At 72.5% G+C, this 14,354-nt stretch carries 13 protein-coding genes and 1 pseudogene; 4 read left to right on the forward strand and 10 right to left on the reverse strand.

Annotated features, from left to right (window positions below; genetic code table 11):
- Positions 1-54: 54 nt before the first annotated feature.
- Genes C9992_RS04840 through C9992_RS04855 form a run of 4 tightly spaced genes read right to left on the reverse strand, consistent with a single transcriptional unit; the run spans position 55 to position 3,162 of the window.
- Positions 55-723: an O-methyltransferase gene (locus C9992_RS04840; RefSeq protein WP_106814385.1), complete on the reverse strand. Its 669-nt coding sequence runs from the start codon at positions 721-723 to the stop codon at positions 55-57.
- 42 nt (positions 724-765) lie between these two features.
- The gene (locus C9992_RS04845) at positions 766-1,767 is read right to left on the reverse strand and encodes a DUF1648 domain-containing protein (RefSeq protein WP_106814386.1); all 1,002 of its coding nucleotides are present in this window, start codon (positions 1,765-1,767) and stop codon (positions 766-768) included.
- Complete coding sequence (locus C9992_RS04850) at positions 1,764-2,813, reverse strand: CPBP family intramembrane glutamic endopeptidase (RefSeq protein WP_106814387.1); 1,050 nt, start codon at positions 2,811-2,813, stop codon at positions 1,764-1,766. Before C9992_RS04850 ends, C9992_RS04845 begins: the two co-directional genes overlap by 4 nt.
- Positions 2,791-3,162, reverse strand: coding sequence for a GntR family transcriptional regulator (locus C9992_RS04855; RefSeq protein ID WP_106814388.1), 372 nt, complete (start codon positions 3,160-3,162; stop codon positions 2,791-2,793). Before C9992_RS04855 ends, C9992_RS04850 begins: the two co-directional genes overlap by 23 nt.
- Before the next feature lie 84 nt (positions 3,163-3,246).
- Here C9992_RS04855 and C9992_RS04860 point away from each other — a divergent pair, with 84 nt between their 5' ends.
- Positions 3,247-3,759 (forward strand): PaaI family thioesterase, encoded by a 513-nt coding sequence (locus tag C9992_RS04860; RefSeq protein WP_106814389.1) that lies wholly within the window; start codon positions 3,247-3,249, stop codon positions 3,757-3,759.
- Here the strand turns inward: C9992_RS04860 and C9992_RS04865 are convergent.
- A complete protein-coding gene (locus C9992_RS04865) occupies positions 3,728-4,489 on the reverse strand; it encodes a helix-turn-helix domain-containing protein (RefSeq protein WP_235007989.1) in 762 nt (253 codons plus the stop codon). The genes C9992_RS04860 and C9992_RS04865 overlap by 32 nt on opposite strands.
- A gap of 94 nt (positions 4,490-4,583) precedes the next feature.
- Here C9992_RS04865 and C9992_RS04870 point away from each other — a divergent pair, with 94 nt between their 5' ends.
- Positions 4,584-5,090: a VOC family protein gene (locus tag C9992_RS04870; protein WP_106814390.1), complete on the forward strand. Its 507-nt coding sequence runs from the start codon at positions 4,584-4,586 to the stop codon at positions 5,088-5,090.
- A gap of 95 nt (positions 5,091-5,185) precedes the next feature.
- Here the strand turns inward: C9992_RS04870 and C9992_RS04875 are convergent, their stop codons facing one another.
- Together C9992_RS04875 and C9992_RS04880 are read right to left on the reverse strand one after the other, a co-directional pair.
- Complete coding sequence (locus tag C9992_RS04875; RefSeq protein WP_106814391.1) at positions 5,186-6,001, reverse strand: SGNH/GDSL hydrolase family protein; 816 nt, start codon at positions 5,999-6,001, stop codon at positions 5,186-5,188.
- 124 nt (positions 6,002-6,125) lie between these two features.
- Positions 6,126-6,569, reverse strand: coding sequence for a YdeI/OmpD-associated family protein (locus C9992_RS04880; protein ID WP_106814654.1), 444 nt, complete (start codon positions 6,567-6,569; stop codon positions 6,126-6,128).
- An 81-nt stretch (positions 6,570-6,650) separates the two neighbouring features.
- Here C9992_RS04880 and C9992_RS04885 point away from each other — a divergent pair, with 81 nt between their 5' ends.
- Positions 6,651-7,901 carry an APC family permease gene (locus tag C9992_RS04885; protein ID WP_106814392.1) on the forward strand — a complete coding sequence of 417 codons (1,251 nt, stop codon included), beginning with the start codon at positions 6,651-6,653 and terminating at the stop codon, positions 7,899-7,901.
- Positions 7,902-8,070: 169 nt separating this feature from the next.
- Here the strand turns inward: C9992_RS04885 and hisS are convergent, their stop codons facing one another.
- From hisS to nhaA, 3 genes and pseudogenes are all read right to left on the reverse strand, one after another.
- The gene (gene hisS, locus C9992_RS04890; protein ID WP_235008034.1) at positions 8,071-9,339 is read right to left on the reverse strand and encodes a histidine--tRNA ligase; all 1,269 of its coding nucleotides are present in this window, start codon (positions 9,337-9,339) and stop codon (positions 8,071-8,073) included.
- Between the two features lie 411 nt (positions 9,340-9,750).
- Positions 9,751-10,299: pseudogene (locus tag C9992_RS04900) on the reverse strand (MazG nucleotide pyrophosphohydrolase domain-containing protein); the annotation flags it as partial.
- Positions 10,254-11,414, reverse strand: coding sequence for a Na+/H+ antiporter NhaA (nhaA, locus tag C9992_RS04905; protein WP_106814393.1), 1,161 nt, complete (start codon positions 11,412-11,414; stop codon positions 10,254-10,256). The gene nhaA and the pseudogene C9992_RS04900, both read right to left, overlap by 46 nt.
- A 211-nt stretch (positions 11,415-11,625) precedes the next feature.
- Here nhaA and C9992_RS04910 point away from each other — a divergent pair, with 211 nt between their 5' ends.
- Positions 11,626-14,298 (forward strand): phosphoenolpyruvate carboxylase, encoded by a 2,673-nt coding sequence (locus C9992_RS04910; protein WP_106814394.1) that lies wholly within the window; start codon positions 11,626-11,628, stop codon positions 14,296-14,298.
- The last annotated feature ends 56 nt before the right edge of the window (positions 14,299-14,354 follow it).

A 14,354-nucleotide genomic window follows, 5' to 3' on the forward strand; every position in this document is an offset into this window, starting at 1 on the left:
GGTGGCCGCCGCCAGATGCCGCCGGTCACATCGGGCGCGCCGGCAGCAGCACGCCTAGCTCACGAGCGCGATCGCGATGCCGTCGTAGCCTTTGGCATCCAGCGTCTGGATCGCGGTCGCATCGAAGCGTGAGTCGCGCGCGAGCATCTCGAGGCCGCGCTGCACGCCGATGATCTGCGGATTCTCCGTCGCTGGATTGGCGACCTCGCCGGCGCGCACCGTGTTGTCCACGATGACGACGGTCCCGGTTCTGCCCAGCCGCGCGGCCCAGTCCAGGTAGATCGTGTTCGATTCCTTGTCGGCATCGATGAACACGAGGTCGAACGGCTCGCCTCCCTCCAATGTGGGCAGCACGTCGGCGGCGCGACCGAGCCGGATGTCCACCTTGTCGCTCACGCCGGCGCGCTCCAGGTTCGCCCGCGCGATCTCGGCGTTGCGCCGTTCGGCCTCGATCGTCACGATGTGACCATCGGCCGGGATGCCGCGGGCCAGCCAGATCGTCGAGTAGGCGCCGAGCGTGCCGATCTCCAGCACCCGGCGCGCTCCTGACATGCGGGCGATCAGGTGGAGGAGCTTGCCGTTGACGGGAGCGACCTCGATGGCCGGCAGCCCGGCGTCGTTCTGATCGGCCACCGCCTGCTCCAGCCCCGGGTCGTGGCCCACGAGCAGCTCGGTCAGGTAGGTGTCGACACGTCGCCAGGTCTCGGGGGTGGGGTCCGCCATCCCCCCAGCAAATCCGGCCGCTGCGCGCAGGTCAAGAGCCGGTCACACGGTCGCTCGCCGCGCGACGAGGGCCTGCAGCAGCGCGGCTGCGGTCTGGGCATCCGAAACCGTGACGACGAATCGCCGGCCGGAGCGCCGAGTGACCTCGAGGGCCTCTCCGGCGCGCAGCACGATCCCGAACCTGCGCCCGGTGCCGAGGCGGACGCCCCAGCCACCGAACTCCCCCATCGGATCGACGTGCACCCGTGCGGCGGATTCCACGTCGTCCAGCGGCACGTGAAAGCGCGGGATGCCGAGCACCGAGTCAACGTGGAGTCCGGTCTCGTCGACGCGGACGTGGAACGCGACCGTCGTGCCGGCCGACACGAGCAGCACCAGCGCCACCCCGGTCAGCAGCCAGGTGACGCCCGCGGCGACGCCGGTGACCCACGCCACGACGGCCGCCAGAGTGACCAGCACGACGGCGACCGTGATCGCCACGGCAGCACCGGGCACCATCGCCGTCGACCGCAGCCACAGCGCTCTCTCGGTGGGACCGAGTGCGAGCGGGGCCGCCGCGGGGGCTGCGGCATCCGCCGTCCGCTGGGAGGGCTGGATGAACCAGGCAGCGACGCCCGCGGCGAGCCCGGCGACGAGCGAGACCCCCAGCGGCACCCAGACCGGCGGAGTCGCCGCGGCACTGTCCAGGCCCGCCTGCATGGCGAGCGTCCACGTGAGGGCGACCGTGACCAGCACCGATGTGCCGGCGGCGATGGCGCCCATCAGCCGGTACGTCGCCCCGGCGTCTCCGCCACGAAGCCCCGGCAGCGATGGCAGCGCCATCAGCAGCGGCAGCCCGAGGCCGAGCAGAGCCGTCGACAGCGGCTGCGTCCAGGCGGGAGCGAACCCGTCCGGCTCGCCGTCAGGGCCCCAGTGCACCGCGATGGTCGCAGGCAGCCCGGGCAAGAGCACGAGCTGCACGACGACGCCGATGGCGACGACCGCCACAGGCAGCCACACGGCGACCAGGACGAAGCGGCGCAGGGGCAGATCGGGACGGTTCATCGGTCCTCACCTCGGGAAGCCTGATCGGCGGCGGGAGCGCTGTCGCCGGCCGCGGCGGTGGCGGTGGCGGTCGCGCGATTGTGTCGGACATGTGAGGACGGCTCCGGCGGGCTTCCGACCCGGAACTGGCGGAGCAGGGCGATGACCGCCACGCAGGCGGCCACGACCAGCCAGGCCACGACGCCCAACGCACCGACGAGCGCGAGGTCAGGCGTCTGGCCGGCCGCCGCGAGGATGAGCACGAGCCCACCGGCGGCGTTGAGCGAGCCATGGGCGATCACAGCCGGCCACAGTGACGTGCTGCGAATCCGCAGCCAGCCGAGCAGCACGCCCCAGGCGAGGCATCCCCCCACCATGAACAGCACGCCCGTGACGTCGGCACGCCCGAAGTTGTAGCCGAGCAGGATGATCGGCGCGTGCCACACCCCCCAGATCGCGCCGGTGAGGAGCACAGCCGGCCAGGGTCCCAGCGGCAGCAGCGCGGTCTGGAGCCAGCCCCGCCAACCGAGCTCCTCACCGAAGGCGAGGACGCTGTTGACGACTGCGCCGACCGGGAGCGCCAGCAGCTGGATCGCGGCGAGCACCCCGATGGGCGGCAGCGGGACGCCGGACGGCGTCGCCGCCGCGACCTGCTCGGCGAAGCCCGAGAACCCGATGAGGTCCAGTCGCACCAGGCCGAGGGCACCTGCGACGAGCGCCGTGAGGACGATGACGACGATGGGCAGCACGAGACCGAGCACGAGGAAGAGAACGAAGCGCCCCGCGGGCCGCAGCGGCCAGATGCCCAGGAACCGCAGACGCCCCGTCGCCGGCATGCGGAACGCGAAGCCGACGATCACCGCAGCCAGCGCGGGGGTGAACATCATGAGCGGCAGCAGCAGTCCGCTCAGCGGTGACGCCAGCCCCTCCCCCAGCCACAGGGGCAGCGTCACGAGCCAGGCCGAGCCGCACGCGAGAAGGACGAACGCGGTCACCGCCGGCCACGGAACGCGGCCGACCGCGGGCGCGGCACCGGCGGCAGGGTCAGCGGGGTGAGCGGTCGTCATGGCTGGCGATCTCCTTCACGAGTGCGGCGAGCGCGTCGGGGGGCAGACCCGCGGCGCGAGCACGCGCGACGAGTCCCTGGATGTCGTGGTGAAGACCCGCGAGCGCGTCGGCCTGCGCGGTCACGACCGCACCGCGTCCGCGGCGCAGCTCGACGAGTCCCTCATCGCGCAGGTCTTGATAGGCGTGCAGCACGGTGTGGACGTTCACCCCGAGTGCGGCGGCGATCTCGCGGGCCGCCGGCAGCCGGTCGCCGGCGCGCACCCGCCCGGAGGCGGCATCCGCTCGCACCGAGGCGGCGATCTGCGCGAACAGCGCCATCTCGCTCTCGGGGTCTATCCGCACCAACACGTGCTAATTCTATATCAACTAGAACAATTGTCGCCAGTCGCCAATGGGATCGCCGTGCGTGTCGATCCCGGTCATGCTGGACGCATGCGCGTGACCCCTCGCCGCCTCGCCGTCGGCATGAGCCTGTGGATCCCGAACCTGTTCAGCGGCATCCGCGTCCGCCGGTTCGCGGACGACTGGACCAGTGCGACCGTCGAACTGCACGTCAACGTGTTCACGCGCAACTACGTCAAGACGGCCTTCGGCGGATCCATGTCGGCGATGACCGACCCGTACTACTTCATGCTGGTCATGCATCAGCTCGGACGCGACTACGTGGTGTGGGACACCCGAGGCGAGATCGAGTTCCTCAAGCCGGGGCGCGGCGTGCTGACCGCGCAGTTCACCGTGCCGCGGGAGAAGGCCGCAGAATTGCGCGAGCGCGCCCGCGGCGGCGCGAAGGTGCTCGAGTGGTTCGAGACGGAGATCACCGATCGCTCTGGCGACGTGGTGGCACGCGTGCGGCGGGAGGTCTACGTCCGCGAGAAGAGGCGGGTCACACGGGCCGCGGCCGGCGACGGCATGCTCAGCGAGCGCCGCGATAGCGCGACGGAGTGAACCCCAGCACGGCGCGGAAGTCGTTCGTCAGGTGCGCCTGATCGGCATAGCCGAGCTCGGCGGCGATCTCGGCCAGCGGTGCGTCAGGATCCTCGCGCACGCGTTGGGCCGCCTCCTGGAGGCGGCGGCGCCGGATCATCGCCGCCGGTGAAAGCCCCACAGTGCGATGCGCCAGCCGTTGCAGCGTCCTCGCCGAGACGCGCAGCCGCTCTGCGGCGTCGTCCAAGCGGAGGACCGCGGCATCCGTCATGAGCAGGTCCGCCATCGCGTTCGCCAGGCGCCCGTCCGCGGTCGCCGGCGACGCCCGCCGGCTGAGCCATCGGGACACGGCACCCACCGCATCGCCGAGATCCGGCAAGGCGGCGGTGACGGTCTGCACCAGCTCCGGCGCGTGCAGCTCCACGTGCGTGTCCACCAGGGTGGCCGGCGCGTCGTGAAGCCGCACGAGCGCTGCGGGCCTGAGCACCGCCCCGACGGCCCACCCGCTCCCCCGCAGCTCCTTCTCGAAGGCCCGGGTGGTCGCCCCCCACAGGCCGACACCTTGCGGCTCGACGACGAGGTTGGCCGCCGGATATCCCAGGATCTGCTGACGCGAGGTCTCTCCGGCCGGCAGGTCCCATTGCGGAATCCAGAACCAGGCGACGAGCTCGGATGCCTCGGCGGGCGGCGGCAGCCGCGTCATGCGCGGCAGGTGCTCGGGGTAGAGCACGCCTCTCGTCGGGTCGGTCACAGCGCCACGGTAGCGGCGGCGCCGACATTCGTCGGGGCGAGGATGGCGCGAATCTTCAAGCGCCCGGCACCGGCTGCGCCGGAACATCGATGTCATGACCACGCAGAACACCGCCGGCGTGACCGGTTCCCACACGACCGACGGTCGCCCGAACACGGCGACCACCCTCACCCCGTTCCTCGCGATCCGCGGCGCGAAACAGGCGCTCGAGTTCTACAGGGACGTCTTCGGCGCCCGTGTCACCGACGTCACCGAGTTCGACGGCATGGTGGTGCATGCCGGGCTGGACTTCGGGCTCGGACTCCTCCAGATCGGCGAGCCGACGCCCGCGTACGGCCTGGTGCCGGCGCCGGAGGGGGATGAGGACTGCTACTCGATCGGGATCTATGTGCCCGACGTCGACGCGGTCACCGCCCGCGCGGTGGCGGCCGGCGCGACCGTGCGCGAGGAGCCCTCGACGTTCGTCTCTGGCGATCGGTTCGCGAGCATCCGCGATCCCTTCGGAGTGCGCTGGTCGGTCATGACGCGCGTGGAGGACCTCTCCGAGGAGGAGAGCGCTGCCCGCGTGGCCGAATGGGCGGCATCCGTCAGCGCCGGCTGACCCCGCACCTGGAGTCTTCAACAGGTCAACCGCGCTTCAACAGGAGATTCTGCGCGAAATCGTCCTGTGGAGCGTCGGTTCGCCTGTTGAGCACCTCAGGCCCCGGCGGCGGAGTCCGCCAGCGCACCCACGACCTCGGGCACGAGCGCCTCCGCCGTCCGCCGATACCCGAGCGCACTGGGGTGGAAGCGGTCCAGGCTGAACATCTCGTCGGGCTGGGTCACGAAGAACGGCCCGACGGCCCGGCGCAGCGAGACGGCCCGCGCGCCGCAGCGCGCGGCGGTCTCCGCCTGGGCGTCGGCGAGTTGGCGGGACAGCCGTGAGCCCAGCGCGCGCAGCGGCTGCGGCACGGGCCGCAGCGCGCCCAGGTCCGGGCAGGTGCCGACGACCACGACGGCGCCCCGCGCGCGCAGCCGCAGGATGGCCCGCTCCAGGTGCGCGACCGAGGCCGCGGCGGGCACGCGGTGGGTGATGTCGTTCCCACCGACGACGATGACCGCGGCATCCGGTCGGTAGTCAGGGGGCAGGCCGTCCACCTGTGCAGCCAGCGCCGACGACTCCGCTCCGACGACGGCGGCGGTGCGCAATCGCACGGGGCGCTGCGTCCGCCGCGCCAGGCCCTTCGACACCCGCGCACCGAGGGTGTCCTTGCGGCGCTCGGCGCCGAGCCCCGCCGCGATGGAGTCCCCCAGCACGACGAACTCGAGCGGCTCACCGTCGAAGCGGCGGCCCCAGACGCGGTCGGCGTCCAGGGCGTCCTCGCCGAGCGGCTTGCCGATGCGGCGCCGGGCGATCGCCGCCTGCCGCGCCAGCACCGCGCGGCCGCCCAGGAGCACGAGTCCAGCCCCGGCGGTCAGTCCGAGAACGAGCCCGACCAGGGCGCTCGGCGGCACATCGCGGGAGCGGCGCATGGGACGATGCCACCGCAGGAGGATGAACGGATGCGGTCGGGCGGGTGACCACGGCGTGCAGTGGCCCGGCCGCGCCTATGCCCGGTGAGGATGCGAGTCCGGGTGCCGATGGAGCGACGCGCGCCTACGCCCCGGTGAGCTCCGCGATGGCGGACGCGATCCGCCGGTCCCGCGTCTCGGGGCGCTTGGCTTCGGCCACGCCGCGCGCCAGCTCCTTGCGGCGGCTGTACGAAAGCGCCTCGAACGCCGCTCGTGCCTGGGGCGCGGCATCCAGAGCCGCCGCCAGGTCGGCGGGCACATCCACGGTCCGCTCAGCGGTATCGAGCTCGATCGTGACGTCGACCTCGTCTCCGATCTCGACGCCCAGCTCGGCGCGCACGGCCTTGGACAGGCCGATGACGTTGCGCCCGTCCATCACGGCCAGGCGTCCGCGGGCGGTGCGCCCGCCGATGTCGATGACCACGGCGGCGCGCTTTCCGCCGCCGAGCTCGGCGACCTGCGCGTCGGTGAGCTCGACGGCGGTCGCGGGTCCGAACGGGGCGAGCACGGTGTGCAGCTGCAACGTCATGACGACATCCTTGCGGACCGCAGCGGCGCGGGTGAAGTCCTGCCGCACCCGCTGTTCTCCGGCGCGCGCTAGGGTTCGCCCGTGGCCTCCCCCTCTCTGCAGCGCCGGCTGGGCCTCGGCGACGCCGTCTTCATCGGGTTGGGATCGATGATCGGCGCCGGCGTGTTCGCGGTCTGGGCGCCCGCCGCGGATGCCGCGGGCACCGGCCTGCTCCTGGGTCTGGGCATCGCGGCGGTGGTGGCGTTCGGCAACGCGACCTCCTCGGCCCAGCTCGCGGCGGCACACCCGACGTCGGGCGGCACGTACGCGTATGGGCGCGCGGAACTGGGCCCCTGGTGGGGGTTCGTGGCCGGGTGGGGCTTCGTCGTCGGCAAGACCGCCAGTTGCGCGGCCATGGCGCTCACCTTCGCGGCCTACGCCGCGCCGCCCGGGTGGGAGCGTCCCGTCGGCATCGCCGCGGTCGTCGCGCTCACGGCGGTGAACTGGTTCGGCGTGACGCGCACCGCCGGGGCCGCACGGGTCATCGTCGTCGTGACCCTGGGGGCCCTCGCGGCCGCGGTGTGCGCCGCCTTCTCCGCCGGAACGGCACCGGACTGGATCTCACCGGCGGCGGTTTGGCAGGGCGGCGGCTACGGCATCCTGCAGTCCGCGGGGCTGCTGTTCTTCGCGTTCGCCGGGTACGCGCGCATCGCCACCATGGGCGAGGAGGTGCGCGACCCGCGTCGGGTCATCCCGCGCGCGATCGTGCTCGCATTCGCGATCGCGCTCGCGGTGTACGCGGCGGTCGCCGTCGCTGTGCTCGCCGCTCTCGGTCCTTCCGCCGTCGCCGCGTCCACCGAGCCCGTCGCGGAGGCTGCCGCCGCGTCGGGGTGGGCGTGGGTCGGGGTGGTCGTGCGCGTGGGCGCGGCGGCGGCCTCGCTCGGTGCGCTGCTGGCCCTCATCGCCGGTGTCAGCCGCACGGCGTTCGCGATGGCCCGGGAGAGCGACCTGCCCCCTGCGCTGAGCGCGGTGCACCCGCGGTGGCACGTGCCCCACCGGGCCGAGGCCGCCGCGGCCGCCGTCGTGGTCGTGCTGGTCGCGCTCGTCGATCTCCGAGGAGCGATCGGATTCTCGTCCTTCGGCGTGCTCTTGTACTACCTCGTCGCCAACGTCGCCGCGTTCCGGCAGCGCGGGTCCGCCCGGCGCTACCCCGCAGCGCTGCAGGTCGTCGGCGGCGCGGGATGCCTCGTGCTCGCCGTCACGCTGCCCTGGCAGTCGGTCGTCGCCGGCGTCGCGGTGGTAGGCCTGGGTGTCGCGTATCGGGCGATCCGCCTGCGCCGCGCCGCCCGCTGACCCGCTCGCCCCGGCGCCGGCGCTCCGTCGCGTCCCGCTCCCCGTCGTCGCTGCCCGCCCGGTCCGCGAGACTTCACCCGAGCGCCGAGACTGCGGCGCACGACCGAAGTCTCGGCGCCCCGTTGAAGTCTCGCGGAATGCGGGTCGCGAGGGGGCAGACGGGGCCGGGTCAGGCGAGCGGTTTGACCTCGAGCGCGTCCGCGGTCGCCCCGGCGGCGACGGCCGCGAACGCCGTGTAGCCGTCGGCGGCGGCGCGTTCCAGCAGGGCCTTGAGGTTCTTGGTGCGGTGCTCCAGCCGCACCCTCGAGCCCTGCCGGATCAGCGCCGACTTGAGCGCCAGCAGCTCGCCCTCGGGCACATCGCGGTCGTGGACGAGGACGATCGCCGCGGCCGCGGCATCCTCTCCCTCCGCGACCAGATCGACGATGCGCTCGAAACCGATCGAGAAGCCCACCGCGGGGACGTCCTGCCCGAGGAACCGGCCGATCATGCCGTCGTAGCGGCCGCCCCCGCCCAGCGAGTAGTCCACCGACGGGTGCGCGAGCTCGAAGATGGTGCCCGTGTAATAGCCCATGCCGCGCACGAGGAAGGGGTCGAAGACCAGCGGGATGTCGTCCACCGAGGCCGATCCGGCGCGTGCGGCCGCGACCGCCGCACCGATCCCGACGAGGTGCGCGATGATCTCGTCCGGCGCGCCGTCCGGCAGCGCCTTGCGCACCTGCCGTTCGCCGTACGGGTTGTACTCCATGGTCATCGGCCGACGGAGGAACGCCTCGAGCGCATCCACGGCTCCGGTGGTGGCGCCGCGCTCGCGCAGCTCGGACACGATGCCCTCGGGACCGATCTTGTCGAGCTTGTCGATCGTGATGAGCACGCCGGGGCGCTCGTGCGCGGCGAATCCGAAGGTGTCGAGCATCCAGTCCAGCACGCGACGGTCGTTGATGCGGATGCTGCCGCCCTCCAGCCCGAGCGCGTCGAGGGTGTCGAGCGTGGCCACGGCGAGCTCTGCCTCGGCGCGCGCCGACGCGTCGCCGATGATGTCGATGTCGCACTGGACGAACTGGCGGTAACGCCCCTTCTGCGGACGCTCCGCGCGCCACACCGGAGCGATCTGGATCGACCGGAACACCGTCGGCAGCTGTCCACGGTTGCTGGCGTAGAACCGGGCCAGGGGCACGGTGAGGTCGTACCGAAGCCCGAGGTCGGTCAGGGTCGACGGATCCTCGGCGGCCGCCCGGATGGCGTCGGCGTCGAGACCGCGCTTGAGGACGTTGTACGCGAGCTTCTCGTTGTCGCCGCCGATGCCGGCGTGCAGGCGCGAGTACTCCTCCATCACCGGCGTCTCGATCTCATCGAACCCGTGCGCGCGGTAGCGGTCGCGGATCACGGCGAGCACGCGCTCACGGCGGGCCTTTTCGGCGGGGAGGAAGTCGCGCATTCCACGCGGCGGATTGACGGATGCCACGCCCCTATCCTTCCAGAGGCTCCGCCGTCCCTTCGGCGGCCCGGATGTCGCGCTCCAGCCCGCGCAGGCGCTCCCGCAGCGCGCGCTCTGCGTCCCAGCCGTGCGCGCGTGCGGCCGCCACCAGGCGCAGTAGCTCGTCGCCGAGCTCGGACTCGGACCGGACCACCCCCGGACCGCCGGACTCCCCCAAACCGCGGGACCCGACTTGACCGCGAGACTCCACTGGAGCGCCGAGACTGCGGGGAACGGCCGCAGTCTCGGCGCTCCGATGAAGTCCGCGGAACCGGGGCCTGCGATCGGGGCCGGGCCCGCGAAACCGGGGCCAGCCGCGGAACCGGGGTCGGGCCTGCGGAACCGGGGGCCAGCCCCGCGGATCGGGGCGGCGGCGCTCGGAGCCGCAGCGCGGGCGGGGGCGGATGCCTCGACGCCGACCTGGGCCGCCTTGCCGAGGAGCTTCTGGGCCAGGGCGAGGCTCGGCATCCGCTCGCTCACGCCGTCCAGCACGCTGGTGCGCGCGCTCTTCTCCGCGGCCTTGGCGGCGTTCCAGTGGACCAGCACCTCCTCGGGTGTGGTCGCGACCGCGTCGCCGAACACATGAGGATGCCGCCGCACCATCTTGTCGGTGAGCCCGCGCGCGACGTCGTCGATGTCGAACGGGTCGTCGGGGTCGCGCGAGGCGATCTCGGCGTGGAACAGCACCTGCCACAGCAGGTCGCCCAGCTCCTCGCGCAGCTCGTCCCGCGTGCCGGCCTCGACCGCGTCGATGAGCTCCGCGCTCTCCTCCACGAGGTACGAGACCAGAGCGCGGTGGTCGATCTGCTGCGTCCAGACGCACCGATCGCGCACGGCTCGCATTACGTCGGCCGCCGCCCGGAGGGGGTCGGCGGTCAGCTCGTCACGGGTGCAGTCGTCGTCCGCCGTCGGTGATGCCATGCCCGCCACGATACGAGCCCTGCGGCCAGCAGGAGCGAAATCACCGAACCGGCCAGCACGCCGAGGGTGGCCTGGTCGCGCAGCGGCGCGTCGTCGGCGAAGGCGAGCTCCGACAGGAGCAGCGAGACGGTGAACCCGATGCCCCCGAGTGCTCCGGCCGCCAGGAGGTCCGCGAAGGCCAGTGGCGGCGTGCCCTCCCGTCGCCCCATGCGCAGCGCGATCCACCCGAGCACCGAGATACCGGCGATCTTGCCGAGAGGCAGCGCGACGACCACGCCCCAGAAGGCGGGCGACAGCTGCGAGAGCGGCACCGCGGGGATCGGCACGAGCGCGGCCGAGAAGGCGAACACGGGCAGCACGATGCCGTTCACCCACGGTTCCAGCTCGTGGCGCACCCGCAGCGCGGGCCGCTGCGCCATCGCCAGTCCCAGCACCACACCCGCGATCGTGGCGTGGACCCCCGAGCGGTAGACGAGCACCCAGGTCGTGAGGGCCAGCAGCACGAGGACGACGGCGACCGGCACGCGCGCCCTCGTGTCGAGCTGACGGCTGAGCAGGCCGAACGCGATCACGGCGACGGCGGCTCCTGCCAGCGCCGCGACGTCCACACCGCTGGTGAAGAGCACCGCGATGAAGACGATCCCCACGATGTCGTCGAGGATCGCCAGGGCGAGGAGGAAGACGCGCAGGGCGGCGGGGAGCCCCTTGCCGAACACCGCCAGGACTCCCAGCGCGAAGGCGATGTCGGTCGCAGTCGGGATGGGCCAACCCGAGGCGGCATCGGAGCCGGCGGCCATCACGAGGTAGATCACGATCGGGACGAGCACACCTCCGGCGGCGGCGATCGCCGGCTGCAGGGCCTTGCGCGCCGAGTTCAGCTGCCCGCTGGTCAGCTCGTACTGCAGCTCCACCGCGACGACGAAGAAGAAGACGGCGAGCAGGCCGTCCTTGATCCAGTGCGACAGGCTGAGTTCGAAGACACCCGGGATGCCGAGGTACGAGTGCATCGCGTGGTCGACCGCTGGACCCCAGGCCGAGTTCGCGACGATCAGCCCCAGCGCGGCGGCGATCAGCAGCACGACGGCGGGGAAGCGGGCGGAGCGAAGAAGGGTCATCGGGCCTCCGTGAGGGCGTTTCGCGGGTCGACATGAACGCGCCGACCAGACTTCCCGGCTCTCCCGCCCACAGTCTACTGAGCAGGCCCGACCGGCCGAGCCGGCGACCCGCCCGACCCGGCCGAGCCGGCGACCCGCCCGGCCCGGCGCCCGGTCGTCATACAGCGTCGGTCGTGACGTCGGGGAAACACCGCGCCGTTAGCCTGGACAGATGCGCGAACTCACCCATACCGAAGCGATCGACCTCGTCGGGAGATTCGAGGCGGAGCAGGCGATCCCCGAGAAGATGCGCGCCGACGTGCGGATGCTGGGGACGCTGCTGGGTCAGGTGCTGCGCGAGAGCGGGTCGCCCGGACTCTACGAGGACGTCGAGCGCCTGCGCACCGCGACGATCCAGGCGTACACCGACGAGACGCCGGAGGCGTTCGCCCGGGCGGCGGCCATCGCCGAGTCCTTCACGATCGCACGGGCCGACGAGGTCGCACGCGCGTTCACCGCGTACTTCCACCTCGTCAACCTCGCCGAGGAGCACCAGCGCGTCCGCGTGCTGCGGGAGCGCGACGGACGCCCCGACCGTGAGCAGGCGACGGACTCGGTGGCCGCGGCCTTCGTGCGCCTGGCCGCCGAGGTGGGCGATGAGACGGCGCGGCAGCGGCTGCAGGCCATGCGCTTCCACCCCGTCTTCACCGCCCATCCCACCGAGGCGCGCCGGCGGGCCGTATCCACGAGCATCCGTCGGCTGGCGACGCTGCTGGAGGAGCACGACGCGTCTCTTCGTAACGGGGCGGACCAGCGCCGCGCCGAACGACGCATGCTCGAAGAGATCGACACGCTGTGGCGCACCGCGCCGCTGCGTCCCGAGAAGCCGTCGCCGACCGACGAGGTGCGGGCCGTCATGGCGGTGTTCGACGACACGCTCTACACCGCCGTGCCGCACGTGTACCGCCGTGTCGACGATGCGCTGCAGGGACCGGCCGCCGGCAGCCGTGCGCCGATCGTCCGCCCGTTCGTGCGGGTCGGCTCGTGGGTGGGCGGCGATCGGGACGGGAACCCGTTCGTGACGGCATCCGTCACCCGCAAGGCCTCAGCGATCGCCAGCGAGCACGTGCTCCTGGGACTGGAGCGGACCACCAGCCGCATCGGCCGCACCCTGACACTGGATGCCGCCACCACGCCGCCCAGCGACGCGCTGATCGCGCTGTGGCAGCGCCTGCGGGCGGCCGACGAGGACGCCGCCAAGGACATCGCCAAGCGCTCCCCCGACGAGCCGCACCGGCGCATCATGCTGCTGATCGCCCGCAAGATCGACGCCACGCGCCGTCGCGACGCCGACCTGGCCTACCGCGACCCGGAGCACCTTCTCGCGGACCTGCGGATCGTCCAGGAATCCCTCGTGCAGGCCGGCGCGCCCCGCCAGGCCTACGGCCACCTGCAGCAGCTGCTGTGGCAGGTCGAGACGTACGGCTTCCACCTCACCGAGCTCGAGGTGCGCCAGCACTCCGCCGTGCACGCCAAGGTGCTCGCCGAACTGGAATCCGGCGGGCCGCGCAGCGAGCTGGCCGAAGAGGTGCTCGACGTCATCCGCACCATCGGGTTCCTGCAGGAGCGCTACGGGCCGAGGGCCGCCGGCCGGTACATCGTCTCGTTCACGCAGTCCGCCGACGACCTGGCGAACGTGCACAAGCTCGCCCGTTTCGCGGTCGGCCCGGACGGGACTCTCCCCGTGCTGGATGTCATCCCGCTGTTCGAGACGTTCGCCGACCTGCAGGCCGCACCGCGCATCCTCGCGGAGATCGTGGAGCACCCGGAATTCGCCGCGCGCCTGGCCGCGACGGGGCGACGGCTGGAGGTCATGCTCGGCTACTCCGACTCGTCCAAGGACGTCGGCCCCGTCGCCGCGAACCTCGCGCTGTACGAGGCGCAGGCGAAGATCGCCGCGTGGGCGGACGAGAACGGCATCGAGCTGACCCTCTTCCACGGCCGGGGCGGTGCCCTCGGCCGCGGCGGCGGTCCCGCCAACTCCGCGATCCTCGCGCAGCCGCCGCATTCGGTGGACGGTCGCTTCAAGCTCACCGAGCAGGGAGAGGTCATCTTCGCCCGGTACGGTGATCCCGCGATCGCGATGCGTCACATCGATCAGGTGGCCGCCGCGATCCTCCTCGCGTCGTCGCCGTCGAACGAGGAACGCAATCGCGCCGCTGCCGAGAAGTACGCGGACGTGGCCGCGACGATGGATGCGGCATCCCGCGAGCGCTTCTTCTCACTGGTGAAGGCACCCGGCTTCGCCCCCTGGTTCGCCCGGGTGACCCCCATGGAGGAGATCGGGCTGCTCGCACTGGGCTCGCGCCCCGCGCGCCGCGGGCTGTCGGTGGAGTCCCTCGAGGACCTGCGCGCGATCCCCTGGGTGTTCGCGTGGACGCAGGCCCGCATCAACCTGGCGGGCTGGTTCGGCCTCGGCACCGCGATGGAAGCGGTGGGCGACGAGGCCCTGCTGCGGGGCGCGTATGAGGAGTGGCCGCTGCTGCGCACGCTCGTCGACAACGTCGCCATGAGCCTCGCCAAGACGGATGACCGCATCGCCCGCCACTACCTGGAGCTCGGTGACCGGGACGACCTCGCCGAGCTCGTCCGCGGCGAGATGAAGCTCACGCGGGACTGGGTGGTCCGCGTCACCGGTGGCACGGAGCTGCTCGGCAACAAGCCGGTGCTGCAGCGGGCCGTGAAGATGCGCAGCCCATACGTCGACGCGCTGTCGCTGCTGCAGCTGCGCGCGCTGCGCGCACTGCGCGACGCTCCCGAGGGCGCGCCGGTCGACCCCGAGCTGCAGCGCCTGCTCCTGCTGTCGGTGTCGGGGGTGGCGGCGGGACTGCAGAACACGGGCTGATCCACCGGGACGCTGCCCTGCGCGCGTCGCTGCCGGCATCCGCGATGCTCGGGCGT

It is taken from the genome of Microbacterium timonense (assembly GCF_900292075.1).
GTDB lineage: Bacteria > Actinomycetota > Actinomycetes > Actinomycetales > Microbacteriaceae > Microbacterium > Microbacterium timonense.